This is a genomic window from Paenibacillus sp. 01T431 (assembly GCF_056398625.1).
In genome coordinates this window covers 63,536-85,208 of record NZ_JBFTPT010000021.1, presented here as the reverse complement: position 1 = coordinate 85,208, position 21,673 = coordinate 63,536, and the positions used below count along the sequence as shown (strand labels likewise).

At 42.5% G+C, this 21,673-nt stretch carries 20 protein-coding genes; 17 read left to right on the top strand and 3 right to left on the bottom strand.

What is annotated here, in order from left to right:
* Positions 1-19 precede the first annotated feature (19 nt).
* Entirely contained in the window at positions 20-841 is an 822-nt protein-coding gene (locus AC1DM9_RS29320) for a MerR family transcriptional regulator (protein WP_477583611.1), read from the bottom strand.
* Positions 842-963: 122 nt separating this feature from the next.
* Here AC1DM9_RS29320 and AC1DM9_RS29315 point away from each other — a divergent pair, with 122 nt between their 5' ends.
* From AC1DM9_RS29315 to AC1DM9_RS29290, 6 genes are all read left to right on the top strand, one after another.
* The gene (locus AC1DM9_RS29315) at positions 964-2,235 is read left to right on the top strand and encodes an alcohol acetyltransferase (protein ID WP_477583609.1); all 1,272 of its coding nucleotides are present in this window, start codon (positions 964-966) and stop codon (positions 2,233-2,235) included.
* Entirely contained in the window at positions 2,232-2,906 is a 675-nt protein-coding gene (locus tag AC1DM9_RS29310; protein ID WP_477583607.1) for a DUF6320 domain-containing protein, read from the top strand. The genes AC1DM9_RS29315 and AC1DM9_RS29310 overlap by 4 nt, the downstream gene beginning before the upstream one ends.
* Before the next feature lie 191 nt (positions 2,907-3,097).
* Entirely contained in the window at positions 3,098-3,421 is a 324-nt protein-coding gene (locus AC1DM9_RS29305; RefSeq protein WP_477583605.1) for a GntR family transcriptional regulator, read from the top strand.
* Between the two features lie 50 nt (positions 3,422-3,471).
* Positions 3,472-4,245, top strand: a complete 774-nt coding sequence (locus tag AC1DM9_RS29300; RefSeq protein ID WP_477583603.1) for a hypothetical protein — start codon at positions 3,472-3,474, stop codon at positions 4,243-4,245.
* Between the two features lie 17 nt (positions 4,246-4,262).
* Positions 4,263-5,585, top strand: a complete 1,323-nt coding sequence (locus AC1DM9_RS29295; RefSeq protein ID WP_477583600.1) for a hypothetical protein — start codon at positions 4,263-4,265, stop codon at positions 5,583-5,585.
* Positions 5,586-5,611: 26 nt separating this feature from the next.
* The gene (locus AC1DM9_RS29290) at positions 5,612-6,346 is read left to right on the top strand and encodes an ATP-binding cassette domain-containing protein (protein ID WP_477583598.1); all 735 of its coding nucleotides are present in this window, start codon (positions 5,612-5,614) and stop codon (positions 6,344-6,346) included.
* A gap of 45 nt (positions 6,347-6,391) precedes the next feature.
* Here the strand turns inward: AC1DM9_RS29290 and AC1DM9_RS29285 are convergent, their stop codons facing one another.
* The gene (locus AC1DM9_RS29285; RefSeq protein ID WP_477583596.1) at positions 6,392-7,360 is read right to left on the bottom strand and encodes an alpha/beta fold hydrolase; all 969 of its coding nucleotides are present in this window, start codon (positions 7,358-7,360) and stop codon (positions 6,392-6,394) included.
* A 185-nt stretch (positions 7,361-7,545) separates the two neighbouring features.
* Here AC1DM9_RS29285 and AC1DM9_RS29280 point away from each other — a divergent pair, with 185 nt between their 5' ends.
* The 4 genes from AC1DM9_RS29280 (at position 7,546) to AC1DM9_RS29265 (ending at position 10,597) form a co-directional block, all read left to right on the top strand.
* Complete coding sequence (locus AC1DM9_RS29280; RefSeq protein WP_441885318.1) at positions 7,546-7,953, top strand: MerR family transcriptional regulator; 408 nt, start codon at positions 7,546-7,548, stop codon at positions 7,951-7,953.
* Between the two features lie 64 nt (positions 7,954-8,017).
* On the top strand, positions 8,018-8,926 hold the full coding sequence (locus AC1DM9_RS29275) for an alpha/beta hydrolase (RefSeq protein ID WP_477583593.1): 909 nt from the start codon (positions 8,018-8,020) through the stop codon (positions 8,924-8,926).
* Positions 8,927-8,967: 41 nt separating this feature from the next.
* Positions 8,968-9,648 carry a Crp/Fnr family transcriptional regulator gene (locus AC1DM9_RS29270; protein WP_477583591.1) on the top strand — a complete coding sequence of 227 codons (681 nt, stop codon included), beginning with the start codon at positions 8,968-8,970 and terminating at the stop codon, positions 9,646-9,648.
* A 106-nt stretch (positions 9,649-9,754) separates the two neighbouring features.
* On the top strand, positions 9,755-10,597 hold the full coding sequence (locus AC1DM9_RS29265; RefSeq protein ID WP_477511095.1) for a DNA alkylation repair protein: 843 nt from the start codon (positions 9,755-9,757) through the stop codon (positions 10,595-10,597).
* Between the two features lie 88 nt (positions 10,598-10,685).
* On the opposite strand, the gene AC1DM9_RS29260 is transcribed toward AC1DM9_RS29265, so the two are convergent.
* On the bottom strand, positions 10,686-11,684 hold the full coding sequence (locus tag AC1DM9_RS29260) for a LacI family DNA-binding transcriptional regulator (protein WP_477583588.1): 999 nt from the start codon (positions 11,682-11,684) through the stop codon (positions 10,686-10,688).
* A gap of 169 nt (positions 11,685-11,853) precedes the next feature.
* Here AC1DM9_RS29260 and AC1DM9_RS29255 point away from each other — a divergent pair, with 169 nt between their 5' ends.
* From AC1DM9_RS29255 to AC1DM9_RS29225, 7 genes are all read left to right on the top strand, one after another.
* Positions 11,854-12,615: an SDR family oxidoreductase gene (locus AC1DM9_RS29255; RefSeq protein ID WP_477583586.1), complete on the top strand. Its 762-nt coding sequence runs from the start codon at positions 11,854-11,856 to the stop codon at positions 12,613-12,615.
* Positions 12,616-12,728: 113 nt separating this feature from the next.
* On the top strand, positions 12,729-13,985 hold the full coding sequence (locus AC1DM9_RS29250) for a glucuronate isomerase (protein ID WP_441885328.1): 1,257 nt from the start codon (positions 12,729-12,731) through the stop codon (positions 13,983-13,985).
* Between the two features lie 224 nt (positions 13,986-14,209).
* Positions 14,210-15,229, top strand: a complete 1,020-nt coding sequence (locus AC1DM9_RS29245) for a LacI family DNA-binding transcriptional regulator (protein ID WP_477528422.1) — start codon at positions 14,210-14,212, stop codon at positions 15,227-15,229.
* A 201-nt stretch (positions 15,230-15,430) separates the two neighbouring features.
* Entirely contained in the window at positions 15,431-16,846 is a 1,416-nt protein-coding gene (locus AC1DM9_RS29240; protein ID WP_477583583.1) for an ABC transporter substrate-binding protein, read from the top strand.
* A gap of 82 nt (positions 16,847-16,928) precedes the next feature.
* Complete coding sequence (locus tag AC1DM9_RS29235) at positions 16,929-19,901, top strand: extracellular solute-binding protein (RefSeq protein WP_477583581.1); 2,973 nt, start codon at positions 16,929-16,931, stop codon at positions 19,899-19,901.
* Positions 19,898-20,785 carry a carbohydrate ABC transporter permease gene (locus AC1DM9_RS29230; RefSeq protein WP_441909462.1) on the top strand — a complete coding sequence of 296 codons (888 nt, stop codon included), beginning with the start codon at positions 19,898-19,900 and terminating at the stop codon, positions 20,783-20,785. Before AC1DM9_RS29235 ends, AC1DM9_RS29230 begins: the two co-directional genes overlap by 4 nt.
* A gap of 12 nt (positions 20,786-20,797) precedes the next feature.
* Complete coding sequence (locus tag AC1DM9_RS29225; protein ID WP_083682583.1) at positions 20,798-21,670, top strand: carbohydrate ABC transporter permease; 873 nt, start codon at positions 20,798-20,800, stop codon at positions 21,668-21,670.
* Positions 21,671-21,673: the final 3 nt, after the last annotated feature.

The window sequence follows — 21,673 nt, the reverse complement described above, 5'->3', positions numbered from 1 at the left end:
AGACAGTCCCGTTTGCATTTTACTCTGAACAGGGCACCAATAACGCTTGAAGCTCATATACCCATTGAAAAATGCCTGTAAAAATAACCGATTGGACAATAAATGCTAGTTCAGCATCATATTTCGTTTTTGCATCATTTATCATATTTTGCATGGCCAATGGTTTTTGCTCTTCGGAGCAATAACCATAAATATACGTTCCGGCTGGCAATGCGGCCATATTGTCTGCCTCAGCGGGCCACTTTTCACAGACACCAAATAGGACAGAATGGTTTTCAGACTGCTCTTTCTCTAATGTCGTCAATATAAATGCTGAATGTTCGAAAATAAATGAACCTCCCTCGCCGTCACTGCTATATTGCAGGAGCAGATCTTGCAGCTGCTGGAAATTTTCAATGCTCGGCTGCTGGATAGAAGGAAACGTTAAGATCATTCTTTTTGGAATCATTTTGCTTGAAAAAATATGATCGGAAAGCTGCTCAGGTATTAGTGTCGTACGCGTTTCATACTGTTCTCTCAAAGCTAAAAGCAATTTTTTAGTTTGTTGCAGTTGTTTAATTTCCTGATCTATTTTATCTTCAGTCGCTATTAGACAAGGAATAATATATTCATAATGGTCATTTGCGAACAACTCTTTAATATCGTTTAAAGGCATACTTCGTTGTTTGCAAAAGTTAATCACGTTCAGATAAACCAATTCCTCATCTGAATAATAGCGATAACCCGTGTGAACATCTACTTTTGCAGGCTTCAACAAGCCAATTCTGTCATAATGCCGTAAGGTTTCTATGGTCGTGCTGCTTCGTTTGGCAGTTTCTCCGATAGAGTAGTATGTCCTCATGTCAATCTGCTCCTATTGACTCTTATGTTACACAAGAGTTTATGATTTTCATTGTAATTAAATTCGATTGATTATACAAACAAGAGCTAAACAGCATGAATCTAGAAAGGAAGAAATTCCAATTGAACAAATGGTATAAGCTCGATAATGCTGCAAAGCTTTTTCCATCCGTTACGAATACAAAAAACACCTCTGTTTATCGAATTTCAGCCGTATTGAAGGATAGAATAGATGCTGACGCCTTGCAGAAAGCGGCTGATACCGTATTTGATCGTTTTCCGATGTTTACCGTTAAACTACGTAAAGGTGTGTTTTGGAATTACTTGGATGTAAATACGGAGAAAATTGTGATCGAAGAGGACGAGCAGTATCCATGCCGGGATATTGATCCCAATACGAACAATGGCTACTTATTTAAGGTTTTATATTATCAAAATAGAGTATCGATTGAAGTTTTTCATTCCCTTACGGATGGCAATGGAACCATTGAATTTTTAAAATCACTTTTATACTATTACCTCATATATTTGGGGGAAAACATCGATCCTGAAGGAAATATTTTGCTCGCGGATACTGGAGTGGATGTGCTTGATATGGAGGACAGCTTTCGCAGGTATTACAAGGATTGTTATGTTGAACGAGTGATAACGAGCAAATCTTATCATGTTAAAGGTACACGCTTCGAGCATTTCGGAAAATATGTAGTGCACGGCGTTGTTAGTGCTTCTGCATTGAATGCACTTGCCAAGCAAAAGGGCTGTACGATAACAGCGTATTTAACGACATTGCTCATTTACTCTATTTATCAAACAAGGATTAAATTTAGTGAGCAAAATGCCCCGGTGGTCATATCAATTCCAGCCAATTTACGCAAAGCCTTCCCGTCGCGAACGCTTCGCAATTTTTTTGGCGTTGTAAATATCGGAATAAAAGTAACCGAGGACGCTTCATTTGATGAGCTCATTATTCGAGTAAATGAAATGTTAAAGCAGAAAACTGGAAAAGAAAATTTGCAAAATATTATTTATAACAATGTAGCGCTCGAGCGCAATAAAGCTACTCTTTTTATTCCTTTGTTTCTCAAAAGCTGGTTTGTTGATTTTGGTTTTCGCACATTAGGAGAAAGCAGAAGAACGATGACGTTATCCAATATTGGCAACATCATTTTGCCGCAGCAAATGTATGACTATATCGACGTTATTGAGGCTGTAGTCTATCCTTCGAATAAAAGCCCAGTAAGCTGCGGCGTCTGTACCGTTAATGATAAGCTGACGATTACGTTTACAAGAAGTATTGTAGAAGCCGATATACTGCAATATTTTTTCTCTTATTTAGCGGATCAGGCTGGGCTTGACGTGAGAGTATATTCAAATGATTGGGGGAGGAATGGATGAGGTTATGCAATCGATGCAATGTGAGTGTTGACGATCAGCACGACTATTGTCCGTTATGCTCGAGGCCTCTTGGGAATCGCGGGAATAGTGCGTCAGAGTACCCCTCCTATGCAAAATTACATCAAGAAACAGCCGTATTTACACGTACGAAGCTATTTTTGTTTTTAACGATATCGGCTATTGTACTCTCGATTACGATTAATTTATTAACGTTGCAGCTCAATCCTAAATTGTGGTCTGCGATTGTGACGACCGGGTTAATCTATGCATGGGTGATCGTAAAAGATACGATATTGTCAAAGGCACATATCGGCAAAAAGATATTGTTTCATTACGCGATTTTAGCGCTTTTTTTACTCGTAATCGATATTTTTGTTGGGTTTATGAAGTGGTCAACCACCTATGCCATTCCGCTCTTTGGTATGGCAGCAACTTTTATGATGACTCTGCTCGCCATTATAAAAAAATCGTTATGGCATAATGATATCGGTTATTTATTAGCGATGTTTTTTATCAGCCTATGTCCTGCGATTTTATTTATTTTTCAATTAGCGGATGTCATTTGGCCAAGTGTGGCAGCGATTGTGTACTCATTGCTCACGATCATCGGCATGATTATTTTTTCGGATCGGCAATTTAAAGCAGAAATAAAGAAACGGTTTCATTTTTAAAAGGTTTGTTTTGAAAGGATTATTTCATATCATTGAAGAGGAGGGGCAGATTTCAAAATCATGCTCCTTTTTTTGTTACATATTGACAATTAAATTGTACTAGTGCAATAATACAACCAAGAGATAAGGCAGGTGATGTGTACGTGCTACATTTTTATGAATTAAAGCTAAACAACAAGGAGCCCGTATACGTGCAGGCCGCATTGTATGTGAAGAGGCAAATACTGCTGGGGAAGGCTGAATCGGGAGATAAGCTGCCGTCTAGGCGAGAAATAGCTGCACAACTGAACATTAATCCGAATACAGTGCAAAAGGCTTTTAAGCTTATGGAGGACGAAGGATATGTTCGCACGAGCAGTACGCTCGGCAGTGTCATTTATGTAGATGAGGCGATCTTAAAGCAAATTGAAGCTGAGCTGACGGATGAGTTAGTGAAAGCGTTTATTGGCTCCGCTAAGGAGATTCATTTGTCGTTCCAACAAGTCATTTCCCTCATTAGCGAGCGTTGGGAATAGTTTTTTTTGGCGTATCTGTACTACTACTATAATACAATTGAGGTGGTATCATGAGAACCTTTTATCGATTGCTGCAATATGAATTTTCAACCTGGTTGAAAGCGATAATGTTGCTTTGCACAGCTGTAATCGTTATCCCTCTTTATCTGCTCCACATGTTTGTCAAAGACTATGGTGAATATACCGTTCACGAGCGCTATGAACATATTTATGCCTCTTCAGGCTGCATCATCGTATTCCTCCTATGCATAGCAGCAGCATGCGGATTTTTCTTAAAGACGATTTATGCAGGTTATTGGAGCAGTAAAAGTATATACATGTTTTTATCACTGCCTGTAAGGCGTGAATCGATTTATTTTAGCAAAATCGTTGTTTTTGTCATTTGCTTGCTCATGCTGCTCGGGTCGCAGCTAATTAGCATAAAGCTTGGATACGATGTGGTATCGGCGAAGTTTGCAAGCTATGGTGAAGGCCGCTTTTCGATGACAAATGGACTTTTTTTAGCGGTTATCCGTTCTGATTTTTTTCGAATCATCATGCCATTAAACCTAAGTAGAATCTTATCCTCAGCAAGTATTTTATTTATGATCACAACAGCTCTATATTACGGGGCTTTATGCGAACGAAGCAAAAGGTACTGGGGTTTTGTCGCTATTGGAGTAGCGGTTATAGTGGGAATTAAAGTGCTGAGCTATCGAATGAGTGAATCCTATTCTTATGCAGCACCAAGTCATTTGTATATTAGCAGTTCAATTATGCTTATTTTAAGTGGATTTTTCATATGGCACAGCATCAAGCTAATAAAAAAAGCAGCTATCGCTTAAGAAAGGATGGGATCGCTATGAAAAAGCTGAAAAATCATGCAGTTCTTGTTGCTCTAATTGCAGCGATAGCTGTCATAGGGATAATGTCCGGCAGTATAAACGCGAAGAAGGATCAAGGGACATTTTATTTAAAAGATTTGCAGGGTTCACGTCAAGCGATTGAGGATGCAGTCATAGGTGGAGAGCTGAAGGATGGGAGCCATCGCACTAGCTTCCGTATTGAGAAAGGTCAAGTGAAAACGAGTACCGTGTTATTTGAGCAGACGCAGCAGCAAACCCCAAAACGATTTATTCCGGGAAATGCTAAAATAATGAATGGCATTGAATATGATATTTCGAATACTGGACCGCTTTTTGAAATCGTTGCTCGTGATCGAAGGAACACGATTCCCATTCCTATCGGTACGGCAACGGTTAACCCGCCTGTTCATTATAATAGAGCGGATCAGAAGGATAATAGCGTCACTTATACGAATGCTCTCGAATATGGACTTGCCAAAATTGGCGATAACGTATATTTTACATTGCCAACGACAACGCATTACATAGGAGAGAACGGAATCTATGAGTTAAAGTTTTCAGATAATTGGGGTTATCGAGGCATAACCGGAGACACAGGCCTGAAGCCGCGTACCGTGGCAACCTTCAGCCTGGATAAAAACAAAGACAATCCAAATTCAAGCATTGAAATTCTTGGATTAGAAGCCGTTGGCAGCAGCTTGGCATTAATTGCAGTTGAAGATAACCAGCTTATTACTCGTGCATATGACAGTATCAGCGGGAAGCAATTAGGTGAGACAATAGTTCCTCATTTTTACTTGGCAGGACGGGATCGAGCGAGCTCTTTCAATAATCCGAGCGGGGATACCTATTATGAAAACTATGAAGCATTTAGCGATCACGATCAGAACACGCTAAATCTGAGTTTTAGCCGATCCTCTTCAGCAGAGGATGCTGTTGCCAATAATAATAAAACAATGTTTAGCTTTCATTTATCGAGTGAAATGAAATTAAACGAAACGATAAAAGAAAGCTTTGCGGACGGAGAAGAGGACAATTTCAGCGGTATGCTCGCGATGAGCTATCGTAACGATAAGTTATATGTCGTCAAAACAATGAGAAGCAAGCCTAAAGATGAAAGTCAGCTTCAATATGATATTGTGCTTCCTAAACGATTTATGATTTATGTGTATCAAGCCTCTACATTGCTCTACAAAGGCGAGCTTATGACTGATCTGAATGACGATAATATTAGAGCGATGAATCTATCGCCGCTGCCAGGCGGGTTTGGATACAGCCAATCAGAGTATAGGTATTACGATAACCTCAAGATTGAATAAAAGGTTTGCAGGCAGGAGGGGCATGGATGATCGAGCTGAAATATGTGGAAAAGCGCTATCATGGAAGCAGTGAGTACTTATACGTGGATAGCTTAACGATAAACAAAGGTGAAATCGTTGGTATTCTTGGCGGTAACGGCAGCGGAAAAACAACATTGCTGAAGGCGATTATGGGAATCGGAGAAATTCAGAATGGTACCATAACAGTAGAAGGCAGACCAGTAACGGAGCAATATGACAACATTGCATTGATTACAGAGGAAGGCAGCTTCCTTCCTGATCTGACACCCGTTCAGTATGCAGAGTTTTTGGCTGGCTTTTTCCCTAGATTCAATAGAAAACATTTTGACAAGCTGATCAGCTTCTATGAGCTTGAACCGCAGCAAAAAATCAAAACATTCTCCAAAGGGCAAAAGCTGAAGCTTGAAATTTGTGCGGGGTTTGCTAAGGACGCAAAATATATGCTGATGGACGAACCTTTTCAGGGCAAAGATATGTTCACTAGAAAGGATTTTTTAAAGCTGATGGTTTCCAATTTAAAAGGCGATGAGACGATCCTGCTCACGACACATTTAATAGAAGAAATTGAGCATGTTATCGACCGTGCCATTATTGTTCATAAGGGCAGAATAAAAGCGGACTTTTATGTAGACGAGATGAGAGAACAAGGCAAAAGTATAAGTGATGTCATGTCTGAGGTTATTGGCTACAAAGAGAATAAATATAAGGAAGCTTTGGATAATTCATTTCCCGAGAAATAGTTGAAGATGCTTTCTAGTATGAATGCCATATTTTAAAAATTAGCTTTAATTATTATTAATTGTGTTCACTATTTTTTGCAATAATTCTTCTCTATTGGACCAATGAATGTAATGCTCAGAATCAGAAATAGTTTCTTGCTTACTAAGGCTGGACCATTGTAAAAGCTGTCGCTGCACTTTCGCCCACTCGTGTCCGCTATCTGAAGATAAAATAAGCAGCGGAGTGACTTTTAARTAACCGCCATCTAATACAGCACGAGCATTCTCATTCATATTTTTTATGACACTCAAATTATTGGACTCTCCAATATGATTATAATACATGGATAAATCAATGGCTTTCCATTCGATTGGGAGCCGTTGATTACGTATGTTCTCAGCGGTAAATGGAAGTAAAATGCCTATATTTCCTAAAGCTCTAGCTATTCCAGTTACACGCAGACCTGCCATAAAGCGATTTATCAAATAGGGCTGCAACTCCCCAGCATTTGCATAATATTCAGGGCTGCCGCCATCTAATAAAATGATTTGCTCAACTTCATCAGGGTATCGTTGTGCAAAACGAAGCACCTCTAATGATACGAGCGAGTGTCCAATTAAAACATAGGGCGCGGTTTCATTTGATTTTTTAAGCAATTCATGCAGTTCATCAACTAATGTATCAATCGTTCTTGGGATATGTGTTTGCTCGCTCCAACCAAAACCAGCATGGTCAAAACTTACGGTTCTCGCATATTGTTGCAGTTCGTTTTGTAAGTAGTAAAAATCGGTAAAAGCATTAGGCGTACCAGACCCAGCAACAAAAACAATGGTTCGGCTACCAGCAGTTCCAACACTGTATACGTGCATGTCATGCGAGTTTATTGTATATCGTTTTCCTTGCGGCAAAAACATTTGTGATTCTTTATTCATCATATTGTATTGCCACATTCCTCCTATTAATAAAAGAACGACAACGGACACTACGATTTTCATTATGACTTTTAATTTTTGTTTACGAGTTTTTTTGTTCATGGTTGATCCTTTATCGATTTTGAAATTTGTTCAGTTGTTTACTTTTTCGTTCCATAATTAGTATATTATAGCATTTTCGTTTGGGCATAACTACAATGCTATTTTCTAATTAAACGTTAAGACCTATGATCAGCCTGTGTGTCTCTTCAGAATAATCTTTCAACCAACATAAGAGGGGGATTGAAATGACCGGTTATTTGCGAGGGCAAATTGCAAAAATGGCGAATGTGAATATCGAAACGTTAAGATACTATGAGAATCATGGTCTAATTCCGGCGCCGATGCGTTCTGAATCAGGTTATCGGATGTACTCTGAGGAAGTATTAAGTCATCTTACGTTTATAAAAAATGCTAAGGCTTGTGGTTTTACGTTAAAAGAAATCAAAAAAGCATTAACAAAGTCTAGCAGCAGTCAAATTAGTCTCGCTGATTTTTTGACTGTGATCGATAAAAAAATGGATAAAATCCGTTTAGATATGGAACGGCAAGAACAAACATTAGCAATGCTCGCAAGCTTGAAAACAAATCTGCAAGCAGAAGAAAAGCACCCGGAAACGCAGCAAACACTTCACATCCTTCACATGGAATCTTAGCTTGACGTTGTACTATGCTACAGGCTGTAAACTTACGTTATTAAGCCTGTAGGAGGAGTATTACATGGAAAAAACGAGTATCGAACAGCTTACAGCGATTAAACATTTTTTAAAACAAACGAGCAATTTTAGTGAAATGCCAGTGGAGAAAATACGAAATGAAATGAACAATACCGCAGCTGCAATGCAAATGAATACGGATATTATTGTCCAAGAGGTAGTAATCGGAAACCTATATGGTGAATGGATTACTCCTGCCAATTTAACTGTAGATGTGAAGAAGGTCATTCTTTACTTCCATGGCGGTGGTTTTATAGCAGGCACTTGTGCATTCTATCGTGATTTGACAGCAAGAATAGCGAAATCCAGTGGGGTGAAAGTGCTTGTCATTGAATATAGACTTGCACCGGAGCATTCGTATCCAGCTGCAAACGAGGATTGCCTTACTGCCTATCGTTGGTTGCTTGAGAACGGTTATTCCGCTGCTAATATGCTATTTGGCGGAGATTCGGTAGGCGGAAGCCTTGCGCTTATGACCTTGCTTTCACTTCGAGATCAAGGAGAGATGCTTCCAGCTGGTGCTTTTCTCATCTCCCCGCATACGGATCTAGTTCATCTGGATGGTGAATCCTACATGACTCGATCGGAGCTTGATCCTACAGGGAGCTTGGAGGGCAATCGCAGGATATTGAACACATATTTAGGCAACAGTACGGATGATATCCTGCTCTTATCCCCCCTTAGAATGAATTTGAGCGGGCTGCCCGATTTGTTTATCCAAATAGGCGATCATGAAGTTCTGTTAAGTGATTCTACACGGTTTACGGATCAAGCAAGAGCAGCAGGTGTCGCTGTTACGCTGGAAGTATGGGATCAGATGTGGAGTGTATTTCATTTTCTCGCCTACATGCTTCCGGAAGCGCAGCAGGCTATCGACCATATTGGTCATTTTGTGAAAAAGAAGCTGTCTTAAAATCTTTATTTTTTCATCTTGTTTAACGAACTGGAGGAGAAATGGATAACATTCAATATTTATCGCAATTCAATTTGCTTCATTCACTCACAATAGAAGACTTGATAGAGATGGATGAAATGACCTCTATTACCGTTATCCCGAAAAAGACATTTATTCAAACACCGGAATCTTTTTCAGAAGGGCTTTATTTTGTGAAAAAGGGAAAGGTTCGTTTATATAAGCTGAGTGTGGAGGGCAAGCAATTTACTTCGGATATATTAGGTGAAGGAAATGTATTTGGCGAGATGAATATCATTTCATTTGGTACGCGGGATCACTATATTGAAACGATTGAAGAAAGCCATATTTGTTTGATGAGTAAAGATAGGTTTGAAAATTTTTTAATGCAGCGGCCTCGCTTCATGATGAATTTATTACAGGTATTAAGTGATCGAATTAGTGCGATGAGTCGTTTAACACAAAATTTAGCTCTAGGAGGTCTTCATGATAAAATTTTGCATGTTCTCATGAAACTTTCTGAGCAATTTGGAATTACGAGCATGGATAGGGATGAGTATTGCAAAATTGATTTTCCTCTTTCACATCAAGAAATTGCAAATCTGGTTGGAGCGACAAGAGAAGCGGTAACAGTAGCCTTACAAGAGCTTTCGGAACAAAAACACATTAAGACAGGTTTTAAAACCATCTACATCCATAAAAAAATGTTGTTGCTAAGCTAGGTTATGTAGAAAGGGTTGTAAACTAGATTACATCTTCGCTTATAAATAAGAAGTATGCTTGGCGTACTTCCAATTTTAAATGTCGTATAAGCGAGGGAACCGTGTTATGAATAATGAGAAAGCGATGGTCATTTCTGACTCCATTTTATACCGCAAAGGTGCAAGAAAGTTGAGCGATATTCCAAATGAAGTGATAGAACTGATTCATATGGGGAAACTGGAGACGGTCAATTTGACGGAATGGCTCGTTGTCGATCATATTGTACTGCTGCAAAATGTACTAAACGAGCTTGGTTTGGATCAAGAATCCGATCCCATTCTGGATAGGCTGAAACATTTGAACGAGAAAAAAATCATGAAAATCATACCTGCTATCGCAAAGGAATGGCTTAGCTTATTCGCTCGACTAGCAGAAGAAGAGCAGTCTAAACTTTACGACAAATTAGCTGCTCATCCATCAGACAGTGTTCGCTGCTGGGCTGCTTTTATTATCGGAGTGGATCAACGTTTAAGTTTAGTAGAGAAGCTTGCATCGATTCGTCCTTTTGCGGCAGATCACCATTTTGGCGTTCGCGAAATTGCTTGGATGGCTCTAAGGGAATCCATTTCCAATGATTTAGTGGGAGCACTTCATTTACTCGAAGATTGGGTGCGTGATCATGATGCGAATATTAGGAGATTTGCCATTGAATCCACTCGACCGCGAGGCGTATGGGCTAAACATATTGCTGAGCTGAAAGAAGATCCTGCTATGGCTCTTTCTCTATTAGAAGCTGTGAACAGCGATGTAGCCAAATATGTTCAGGATTCAGTAGGCAACTGGATGAATGACGCTAGCAAAACTAATCCTGAGTGGGTAAGAGCTATTTGTAATGACTGGTTGGAGCGCTCAAAGGCGAAGGAAACGAAAAGAATTGTAGCAAAAGCGATAAGAAGCTTGCCGGTGTGACGCTAAGCCCAGGAATGAGGAAAAAGTTTATACATATTCAAACAATAGGGCTATCCTCAAGTAGTGTTATCTACTTTATGGGACAGCCCTATTCACCATTTGAAAACCGTTTAGAAGTAGAAGCACGCAAAACAAGTTCGGGTTCCAAGTGGACCGTCTTAATCATGTTTGGAGCATCGATAAGTTCAAGAATAGTTTTGGCTATTGCCGCTGCGATGGAGGAGAGGGCAACACCTACGACGGTCATTGGAACCTCAAGATTCTCCATCTGCGGAAGATTATCGTAACTAACGGCAGAAACATCATGAGGGACGGAGAGGCCGAGTTCACTGACGGCGCGAAGGATGCCGCGAGTGAGATCGATACCGCCGCTTATGACAGCTGTTGGTCGAAGAGGACGATCCATCATCATTCGTGCAGCAATATAACCATCGTGAAATTCTAAACCGTTCATTTGGAGAATGGAATCATCTGTTAAACTCAGCCCATGATGTCTAATCTCCTCTTGAAAGGCTTCGATTTTTACAGCTTGCAGCGGGTCATGCGACTTCGGTTCCCCGATGTATGCTATTTCTTTATGACCTAAATTTGCCAAGTGACGAACCGCTAGCCGAATGGCTTGACCACGGTTAACATCGACTGCGGAATAGGGCGTATAGTCAGCGGCACCATAGGTGAGAATTGGGATTTGCATGGCGCTGGAGTCGATTGGATTAGGTTTATTATCCCTGTCTCCAAAGGCGAGTATGGCATCCACTTGATAGCGGCGAAAAGTTTCGATCGCGGATTCGATGTTGCTAATAGACAGCAACGTGATATAGCCGTATTTCTCGAGCTCCTCATTAAGCCGTGTAAGAAGGGATGATAGGGCTGCGCGTTCTATTGATGGCCATACGATGCCAATCGCGCCGCTTTTTCTCGAGACGAGGCTTCGAGCAGCAATATTGGGTTGATAACCCATGTCTTTGGCGATGGAAAGGATATGCTGTTTCGTTTTATTTTGTACGAGCGGGCTGTCTCTAAGTGCCTTGGATACTGTAGAAAAGCTGACGCCTGCACGCTCTGCGATATCTTTGATGGTTACCATAGCTTCCCTCCGAAAGGAACTTTAACGACTATTATCATAAGTCATACATCCTATCATAGTCCAATTATTATGCAAATGAAAGCGGTATAATTGGTGTAGACAGTATGGTCTTATTGCGATATCATGAAAAATAACAACGTTGTTATTTTGATTATAAGGTGGTTTTCTCATGTTTAATTTAACAGATACCGTATCCGTTGTAATCGGTGGAAATGGTGTCCTTGGCAGTGCCATGGCTTCTGCACTGGCTGAAGCGGGATCAAAAGTAGCCATCGTTGGCCGCGATATGGAGAAAGCAAAATTAGTATGCGATCAAATAAACAGCAGCGGCGGAACGGCGATCTCTTTGCAAGCAGATGCAACAAAAAAAGATGAACTAGAAGCGGTGCTGAACGATGTGCTGCAATGGGGAGGACGTATAGATACCCTTGTAAATGCTTCAGGAACAAACAGCCCCACACCTTTCTTTGATTTGGAGATGGATGAATGGGATCGAATTATGGACGTCAATTTAAAGAGTGTTGTGCTGGCTTGCCAAGTGTTCGGTAAACAAATGATTGAACAGGGCAGCGGCGGCTCCATTATCAATATCTCTTCTGTTTCCTCATCACCACCGCTCTCTCGCGTGTTTACTTACTCAGCATCGAAGGCAGGAGTTAACAGCATCACGCAATTTTTAGCACGTGAATTTGCGCCAGACCGCGTAAGAGTTAACGCTATTATTCCAGGTTTTTTCCCGGCGGAGCAGAACAAAAAAATACTTTCACCCGAAAGAGTAGAGTCGATTATGCAGCATACGCCAATGAATCGTTTCGGAAACCCGGATGAGCTGAAGGGCGCGGTTGTTTATTTGGCTTCATCCAAAGCGTCTTCATTTGTTACCGGCTCATTCCTCCGCGTGGATGGCGGATTTGGTGCGATGACGATATGACATGACCGCGTCTACAGCTAAATGGAACGGACAACAACGACTGCATTTGAACACATAAGGCGCATAAAGCTTTGGGGGAAACGGTTGAAGCCAATAAGAGAGGGGAAAAGAAAATGAGTACTCAAACCATTGCAAGCCTGGCAGATATTAAAGCGACGGTTGATCGTTTAGCTATGAGCACGCCTGTTACGGATATGCATACGCATCTATATGCTCCTGAATTTGGGGAACTGCTTTTATGGGGCATCGATGAGCTGTTGACTTATCATTACTTAATTTCAGAGTCGTTCAGATGGTCAGAGGAGGAGTACAGCCAATTCTGGTCGATGACAAAGCGCGAGCAGGCGGACTGGATATGGAAGCAGCTGTTCATTGATCATTCTCCTGTAAGCGAAGCTGCAAGCGGATTTATTACGATTCTTAAACGTCTTGGATTCGATGTATCCTCACGCAATCTGGACGATTACCGGCAAGCACTTGCGAAGCGTACGGTAGAACAGCAGGTAGATACGGTCATGCAAATCGCTGGAATTGAGAAAATCGTCATGACGAACGATCCGTTTGATCCGGTTGAACGTCCCGTTTGGTTGTCAGGCAAAGGAAAAACGGATGCCCGTTTCTATGCGGCGCTGCGAGTTGATGCGCTTCTTAATGATTGGGATCATGCGGTGAAAGAGCTGCAAAATCTTGGTTATGATGTACAAGCGGAATGGTCTGAGCGGACAAAGGCAGAAACAAGACGTTTTCTCTCGGAATGGATTACTCGGATGGATGCGCTTTATCTTGCCGTGTCGATGCCTGGTGATTTTGAATATCCAGCCGATGATCATCGAAGCAAGATGATTGATGAGGTTATGATCCCTGTATGCCAAGCAAAAAGTATTCCGTTTGCGTTAATGATTGGCGTTCGCAGACGGGTGAACCCATCACTCAGATTAGCAGGCGATATGAGCATGTTGTCTGATGTATCTGCAGTGGAAGCTTTATGCCGCCGTTACCCCGAGCAGAAGTTTCTCATCACGATGCTGGCAAGAGAAAATCAACATGAATTAACAGTGCTTGCCCGTAAGTTCCGGAATCTGATGATATTTGGCTGCTGGTGGTTTCTGCATATTGAATCGATGGTTGAGGAAATGACACGTTTCCGCATAGAGCTTCTAGGCACTTCGATGATTCCTCAGCACTCCGATTGTCGTGTGTTTGAGCAATTGATTTACAAATGGGAGCATTCTAGAAAAATCATTGGCAATGTTCTTGCAGCGAAATACGAGAAGCTGCATCATAGTGGATGGACGGTGACGGAAGAGGAGATCAAGCGGGATCTGGATGATATGCTGAATCAAAACTTCTGGCGTTTTCTAGGCAGGTAGTAAATCATTTAAGTTTATCCGTTAAAAAAGTTCAAGGTGATTCTATCCGTAAAGTGCGGTGTGGATCACCTTTTCTTATGGCAATGGCGGATATGGAAACACTGGAAATATTGCTCAAAATAACTATTGAAATCGATTTCATTTTTTGCTATATTATTAAATATCAACTTGATAGCGCTTTATTTGTTTATATCTGACAAAATTTATTGCAAAGGTCGAATCTTATGGATGTTAATATCGTTGATGTAGCTAAAGCGGCAAAGGTATCACCGACTACTGTCTCGCGCGTGTTAAACAATAACCCGCTCGTTAAGAACAAAACGAGGGAAAAGGTTCTCATGGTTATTGAGCAAATGAATTACGTTCCCAATGCTGCAGCCAAAAATCTACGCCAGCAAAAAACGTTTACCATTGGAATAATAGTGCCTGATATTATGGTTGCGTATTACTCTAATTTAGTAAAAGGAATTCAGAACAAGGCGCATTTGGAGAAATTTAAAGTCATTATCTGCGATACCCAAAACAGCAGAGAAATTGAGCTCGGATATCTTCAAATGCTAACGAACAGAACGGTTGACGGCATGATCCTGATTGAGTCGTTACTGCCGAAAGAGACGGTTATGGAGCTGCTCGAAAGAGGTTATGTCATAGGGTCTATTGGGCGCAGCATACTGGATTCCAGAATTTATAACGTCCAAACGAATACGACAGAGGTCGCCATGCACGTGATTGAGCATCTCATCGAGCAGGGGCACAAAGATATAGCATTCATAAGCGGCTATAATGATGCTATCGATAGCTTGGATCGTCTGGAAGGCTACATCAAAGGATTAGAAAAACACGGAATTCCGTTCCGGCCAGAGCTTGTGGAAAATGGCGATTTCAACAAAAAAGGCGGATACTCAGCTTTAAAGCGCCTTTGGGATGCAGGGCAGAAGTTCACAGCTGTTTTTTCTGCCAATGATGAGATGGCATTAGGCATTTATGCCGCGTGCAGAGAAGCGAATGTAAGAATCCCTCAGGATCTAGCTGTTTTTGGCGTAGACAATGAAAGAGTTTCGAGATATTTGGTGCCTCAGCTTAGCACGGTTAATCAATTAAAGATTGAAATGGGCTATGCTGCTGCGGAAATGCTTATCAAGAAAATTAAGGGTGAGATGGCGGACGACGATGAGCGTATTGTCGTTGTTGATTCTCAGCTGTGCATTCGTGCATCTTCTAATTATAAAAGAGTGCAATCATAATTTCAGATTATGAATATCTCTTTTTCACAAAATGAAATCGATACCATTTTAAAATATAGCCGCTTTGCATACAAGAGACACGACTTCCATGTTCTCGTATGCGACAGCAACCATTTATGAAATCGTTTTCAAAAAGTAATGCCTAACCTTAGGTACATGCAAGTGTATCCATATATCATTTGAAAAAAAGGGGATAGTGAAATGAACAGTAAGAAAATATTTTCATTATTACTGGTATTGTCGTTATTCGTCACCGTATTAGCTGCCTGTTCGGGCGGGAACAACAAAACAAATGAAGGATCTACTTCTACTGCTACGAATAAGCCGACAGAGGACAATACCAAGGCAGAAGAGACGCCATCATGGCAAACAGAGAAAATTACATTAAAGTTTGCAAGCTGGGAAGACCCGAAGATGGAAGGCGAAATGATGAAAGCCTTCATGGCAAAATATCCGAATATTACAGTAGAGAAAGACGAAACGATCAACTGGCCTTGGACAGATGCTTTGACTGCAGCAGCCAGCGCGAGCAAATTGCCTGACGTGTTCTGGGTTGAAAGTGTTCCTGTAGGCGTAGAGAACGAATGGCTGCTCGATCTGTCACCATATTGGGATCAAGATGAGGAAACGCAGGCTATTTATCCGAATATTGCGAAGCAAGCGGTTTATGGCGGCAAGCGCCTAGCATCGCCTACTTTCCAGTTTATTATGGGTGTCTATGTGAATAAAACGCTGCTTGAGAAAAACAACATTCCGCTTCCTGGATATAATTGGACCATTACAGAGATGATCGACATCGCCAAGAAGGTATCCAAGCCTTCGGAACATATTTATGGGATTTCAGGCCCGTGGGGCAATCTATCTTTCAATGAACACTGGCCAATGGCGAATGATAGTGCGCTAGGCTACAACACATTTGACGGTGAGAAATTCCATTTCACGAATCAGCAGTGGATCGATGGCTACAACCAACAGCTTGAGCTTCGCAGGTTGAAAGTGGAAGAAAAAATGACTGGCGAAGAAAAAACAAAAGTATTCGGCGAAGAAGGAGCTTGGCCGCTGCAGAAAGGGCATGTCGCACTCGGAATTGACGGTTCTTGGAATATGAATTCCTTGCCGCCGGAAATGGAAAAGTCGGGAGCTGGCGTCGTAGATTTCTATCCATATCCAGCTGGCAATGCGGGACAAAAGATTCCTGTAGTCCTTGACTATATCGGTGTATCCTCCACAACCAAACATCCAGAAGCTGCTTATGAGCTGATGAAATTTATGTCATGGAGCAAGGATGGCTGGCTGAAGCGTCTTGAGCTGAACAAGGAATTGAACATCAATATCGATAAATTCCCAGTTGCTGATTTCCCTGAGGTATGGGAGAAGCTGACGGGCGAGCTGAAACTAGACGGTGCGAAAGCAGCCATTGGATTGCTCGGCGATGCAGTTCCAGATTATAACAAGGTTCTTCCGGGCTGGAGAGAATTCAGTGCTTGGGCATCCGATGAACAAAAAATATATGAGAAGTTCGCAAACGGTGAATTGAAGCCTGCTGATAAAGCGAAAGAAATGGAAGACAAAGCAAATGAGTTCGTAGGTCAAGCGCTGCAAAGATTAAGTCAATAATACAGATTGACCGTAGATGCGGAAGAAGCTATATGATCTTTCGCATCTGCGGCATTAATGAAGCATAGGCAGGGAAGAGACCATGAAAAAAACTTATCAAATTTTACTGATATGCTTGATGATTGCAGCTCTTCTTGCTAGCGGACTCCCGGGATCGTTAGTACAAGCTGAATCGGAGCAAGCGGCAGCGCCCAAGGCAGAAGGCTCAGCGGATGCGCTTAATCTGCTGGAGAAGACCTATTCAGAAAAGCTTCAAGAGTGGTCTGAGGTTCCTATCATTCCAAACGCAAACATCATCGTTTCACCTGCCAAAAATGTGGAAAACGCAGCATTACTAGTCTCTCTACAGGATAGCTTCAATTACGGTCAGGAGACACTTCGTTGGAATAAAGACGCAAAGATTACGTTCGACATTCATGTTGAAAAAACGGGGTTATATCAGCTAGCGTTTGACTATTACATGCTGGATGACAGCATTTTGCCCACAGAGGGTTATTTGCAAATCAATGGACAATACCAGTTCTATGAAAGCCGTCATATTTTGTTTCCTAGCAGATGGGAGAACAAACCTCTTGCAGAAAAGTGGGATCGTTATGGCAACGAGCTGCTGCCGCGTTCCCAGAAAGTGAAGTTATGGCAGACGGTATATGCCATGGATTCTAGTTATTTTCATATGGAGCCTTTAAAGTTTCAATTAAAAGAAGGCTTGAACACCGTTACGTTAGTCAATACCAGGGGAGAGTTGCTGCTTGGCGATGTAAGAGTAGAAGCCCCTGCCCAAATACAAACATATGAAAAGTATTTAAAGAGCTTCCCAGCAGAAGAAACGGGTGCTGAGCGTATCGACACACTGCTCATAACCGAAGCGGAGCAAATGCTATATAAAAACGATTCCTCCATCAGAGCAGCCTCGTCACGCGATAGCAAGGTGACGCCCTACGAAACGAACAAGCTGCTGCTCAATATGATCGATGCGGGTTCCTATGAAGAAGGCGGTCAATCGTTAACATGGGAGCTGGAGGTTCCCAAGGATGGGTACTATCAAATTGCTTTGAAATACTTGCAAAGTACTCAATATGATTTGCCCGTGTTTCGCCGAATTGAGCTCGATGGCGTAGTTCCATTCCGCGAGGTGGACAATTATGCTTTTCATTATACGAAAAAATGGCGGAATGAGACGCTTGGCAGTGAGGATAAGCCTTATCAATTTTATATGACGAAGGGCAAGCATACGCTCAGCATGACAGTGAATTTATCACATATGCGTCCTCTAGCAGAGGATATCTTCACCAAAATGAGAGAGATCAGCCGCATGACGCTGGAAATCAAGAAGCTGACAGGAAATAAACTAGATTTGTATAGAGATTGGAATCTACTTGAATACATGCCGGAACTAGATAAACAGCTCTCTGGCTGGGCGGATGATCTTGATCAACGCTTTGAAGAGATTAGCCTGCTTAACCCGAAGGTGAAGGAAATCGGCGAAATTGTCAATTTGAAGCTGGCATCGAAGCAATTGCGATCCCTTGCGAAGGACCCCAACGAATTGCCCAATCGCTTAAATCTGTTTTCTGAAGGGTCGGCGTCAGCTTCTCAATTGCTAGGTACGCTTTTGCAGAGCATTTCGGAGTCGCCGCTTGCACTTGACCGGATTTATGTTTCTCAGGATGGCAAGCTGCCATCTCCAAATGCAGGTTTTTTCAAGAAATCAGGGGAAACGGTTAAACGCTTTTTCTTATCCTTTACGAAACAATCCTATTCAAGCTCAAACAAAATAAATGGTGAGCTGGAGGTTTGGGTCAATCGCCCAAGACCTTTCGTTGAGCTCATGCAGAAGATGATCGATGAGCAGTTTACGCCGGAATCGGGCATTGCCGTTAAGCTGTCCATTATGCCGGACGAGAATAAGCTCGTTCTGGCTAACGCATCCAATCGTCAGCCGGATGTTGCTCTTGGAGTGAGCAACTGGATTCCCTATGAACTGGCCATTCGGAATGCGGCTATGGATTTGCGGCAATTCGCTGGTTACGAGGAGAGCATCAAGCGGTTCTCCAAAGGTGCGATTATTCCATTTTCGTTCGAGGAAGGCGTATATGCATTGCCGGAAACGCAAAATTTCTGGGTGCTATTTTACCGCCAGGATATTTTGGATTCGCTGAAGCTGTCGCCGCCGGATACGTGGCAGGACGTGGTTGAGATGCTGCCTGAGCTGCAGCGGCTTGGCATGAACTTCTATGAGCCGCTTGCCCAGTACAAGGGCTTCAAGCCCTTTAATGCAACGACGCCGTTTATTTATCAATTCGACGGAGAATTGTTTGATGAGAGCGGGATGAACACCGCAATCGACAGTGAGCAAGCGCTTGAGGGCATGAAGTTTATGACCGACTTGTTTACTATCTACAACTTGCCGCAGGACGTACCGAATTTCTATCACCATTTCCGTTACGGCACGATGCCGGTAGGGATATCTGATTTCAATACGTACATTCAGCTGAAGGCGGCCGCACCGGAAATCGCCAACACGTGGAAGATCGCGCTGCATCCGGGCGTGGAGAAGCCGGATGGAACGGTAGCAAGATGGGCGCCGACAGGCGGACAGACGGGAATGATTTTTAAAGGCACCGACTATGCAGAGGAATCTTGGAAGTTCCTCGATTGGTGGTTGTCAACACCGGTTCAGGTCGAATTTGCCAATCTCATGCAGACTACCTATGGCATGACCTTTATGTGGAACACTGCCAATCTGGAAGCGCTCGAGCAGGTACCATGGCCGGAGGAAGACAAAGAGGTTATTTACGAGCAGTTCAAATGGGTGAGAGAACCTTCTCGCGTGCCAGGGGCGTATATGGTCGAGCGGGAAATTAGCAATGTTTGGAACAGGGTTGTCTTTAACGGGGATAATCCGCGAACGGCCATTGATGATGCTGTAGTACGGACTAATCGTGAAATTATGCGGAAGATGGAAGAGTTCGGCTATTATGCGAATGGCAAAATGATCAGGCCGTATCCGGTTCCGACCATATCATCGATAGACAAGTGGGTTGAGCGAAAATGAAGACACGCAGATTTAATGAGGCTTACCTATTTCTGACGCCTTATCTTTTGATGTTCGGCACGTTTATTATTATCCCGGTAGTGGTAGCGGCAGGCCTCTCCCTTACTTATTTCAATACGGTAGAGGCGCCGGAGTGGATCGGCTTCAAAAACTATATCGATCTGCTTACGCACGATGAAATCTTTATGCAAAATGTTCTGCCCAACACGATAAAGTTTGCTTTGATCGTAGGGCCGGGCGGCTATGTCATTTCATTCCTGCTTGCTTGGATGCTCGCGCAAGTTCCGAGCAAGCCGCGCACCATTCTTGCCCTTATTATTTATTCTCCTTCCATGACAATGGGAGTAGCGATGTCAGTCGTATGGACGATTATATTCAGCGGTGACCAAGCGGGATATATTAACTCCCTGCTGCTTAATTTAGGGCTGATCAACGCTCCGATACAGTGGCTGCAGTCACCGGAATATTTGATGACGATCATGATTGTCGTGTCATTATGGAGCAGCATGGGAGTTGGTTTCCTAGCCATGCTTGCAGGTGTTCTGAACATTGATCAAACGATATACGAAGCGGGTTATATCGATGGAATCCAGAATCGTTTTCAAGAAATTATTTATATTACGATTCCTTCGATGAGGCCGCAGATGCTGTTTGGCGCGGTCATGGCGGTTGTAACAACGTTCCAAGCCGGTGAGATTGGTGTTCAGTTATCAGGCGGCAACCCAACTCCGCAAAACTCAGGGCAGTTGATCGTCAACCATATTGCTGATTATGGCCTCATTCGCTATGAGATGGGGTATGCGAGCGCGATTTCTGTTGTGCTGCTGATCGGAGTTTATATGCTGTCTAAGCTTTCGTGGAAATTATTCGGTGAGAAAGAGTAGGGGGTGCAAGTTTTGTCTTATCAAGGTACAAAAGTTAATCCGACCAAGTTTCACAAAAGTCAGCTGAAATTTTATGCCATTCTTATTCCTTTGGCGTTTTTCATGATGCTGCCAATCATATTTATCATCTCGCATGCATTCAAGCCGATTGATGAGCTGTTTGCATTCCCGCCGCGCTTTCTCGTACAGAAGCCGACATTTGATAACTTTAGAGATTTGTTTTTTACGACGTCGACATCAGGTATTCCGTTCAGCCGTTTTATATTCAACAGCTTGCTCGTAACGATCTCTGTCATGTTTTTTTCGGTATTTATTAGCGCGTTGGCTGCCTATGCGATGGCCAAGATGAAATTCAAGCTGCGCAAGGTGTTGTTTGAGGTGAACACGCTTGCCCTCATGTTCGTGCCAATCGCGGTACAAATTCCGCGTTACTTGGTCGTAGATCAGACCGGAATGCTGGACACTTATTTTGCTCATATTTTGCCGCTGCTGGCCATGCCGATTGGGCTGTTCCTGCTGAAGCAATTTATTGATCAAGTGCCCGAGGAGCTGAAGGAAGCGGCCATTATCGACGGAGCGAGTGAATTTACGGTATTCAGAAAGGTCATTGTACCTGTCATTATGCCYGCGCTTGCTACAGTCGCCATTCTTGCTTTTCAGGCGGTATGGAACAATGTCGAGACTTCAAATTATTATGTCAACGATGAAAGCTTGAAGACATTATCGTTCTTCATGAGCTCGGTTGCGTCGGGGTCCGGCAACACCATCGCGGGTCAAGGCATGTCGGCAGCTGCATCGCTGCTTATGTTCGTTCCGAACCTCGTCATTTTTATACTGCTGCAAAGCAAAGTGATGAACACAATGGCGCATTCAGGACTGAAATAGAGG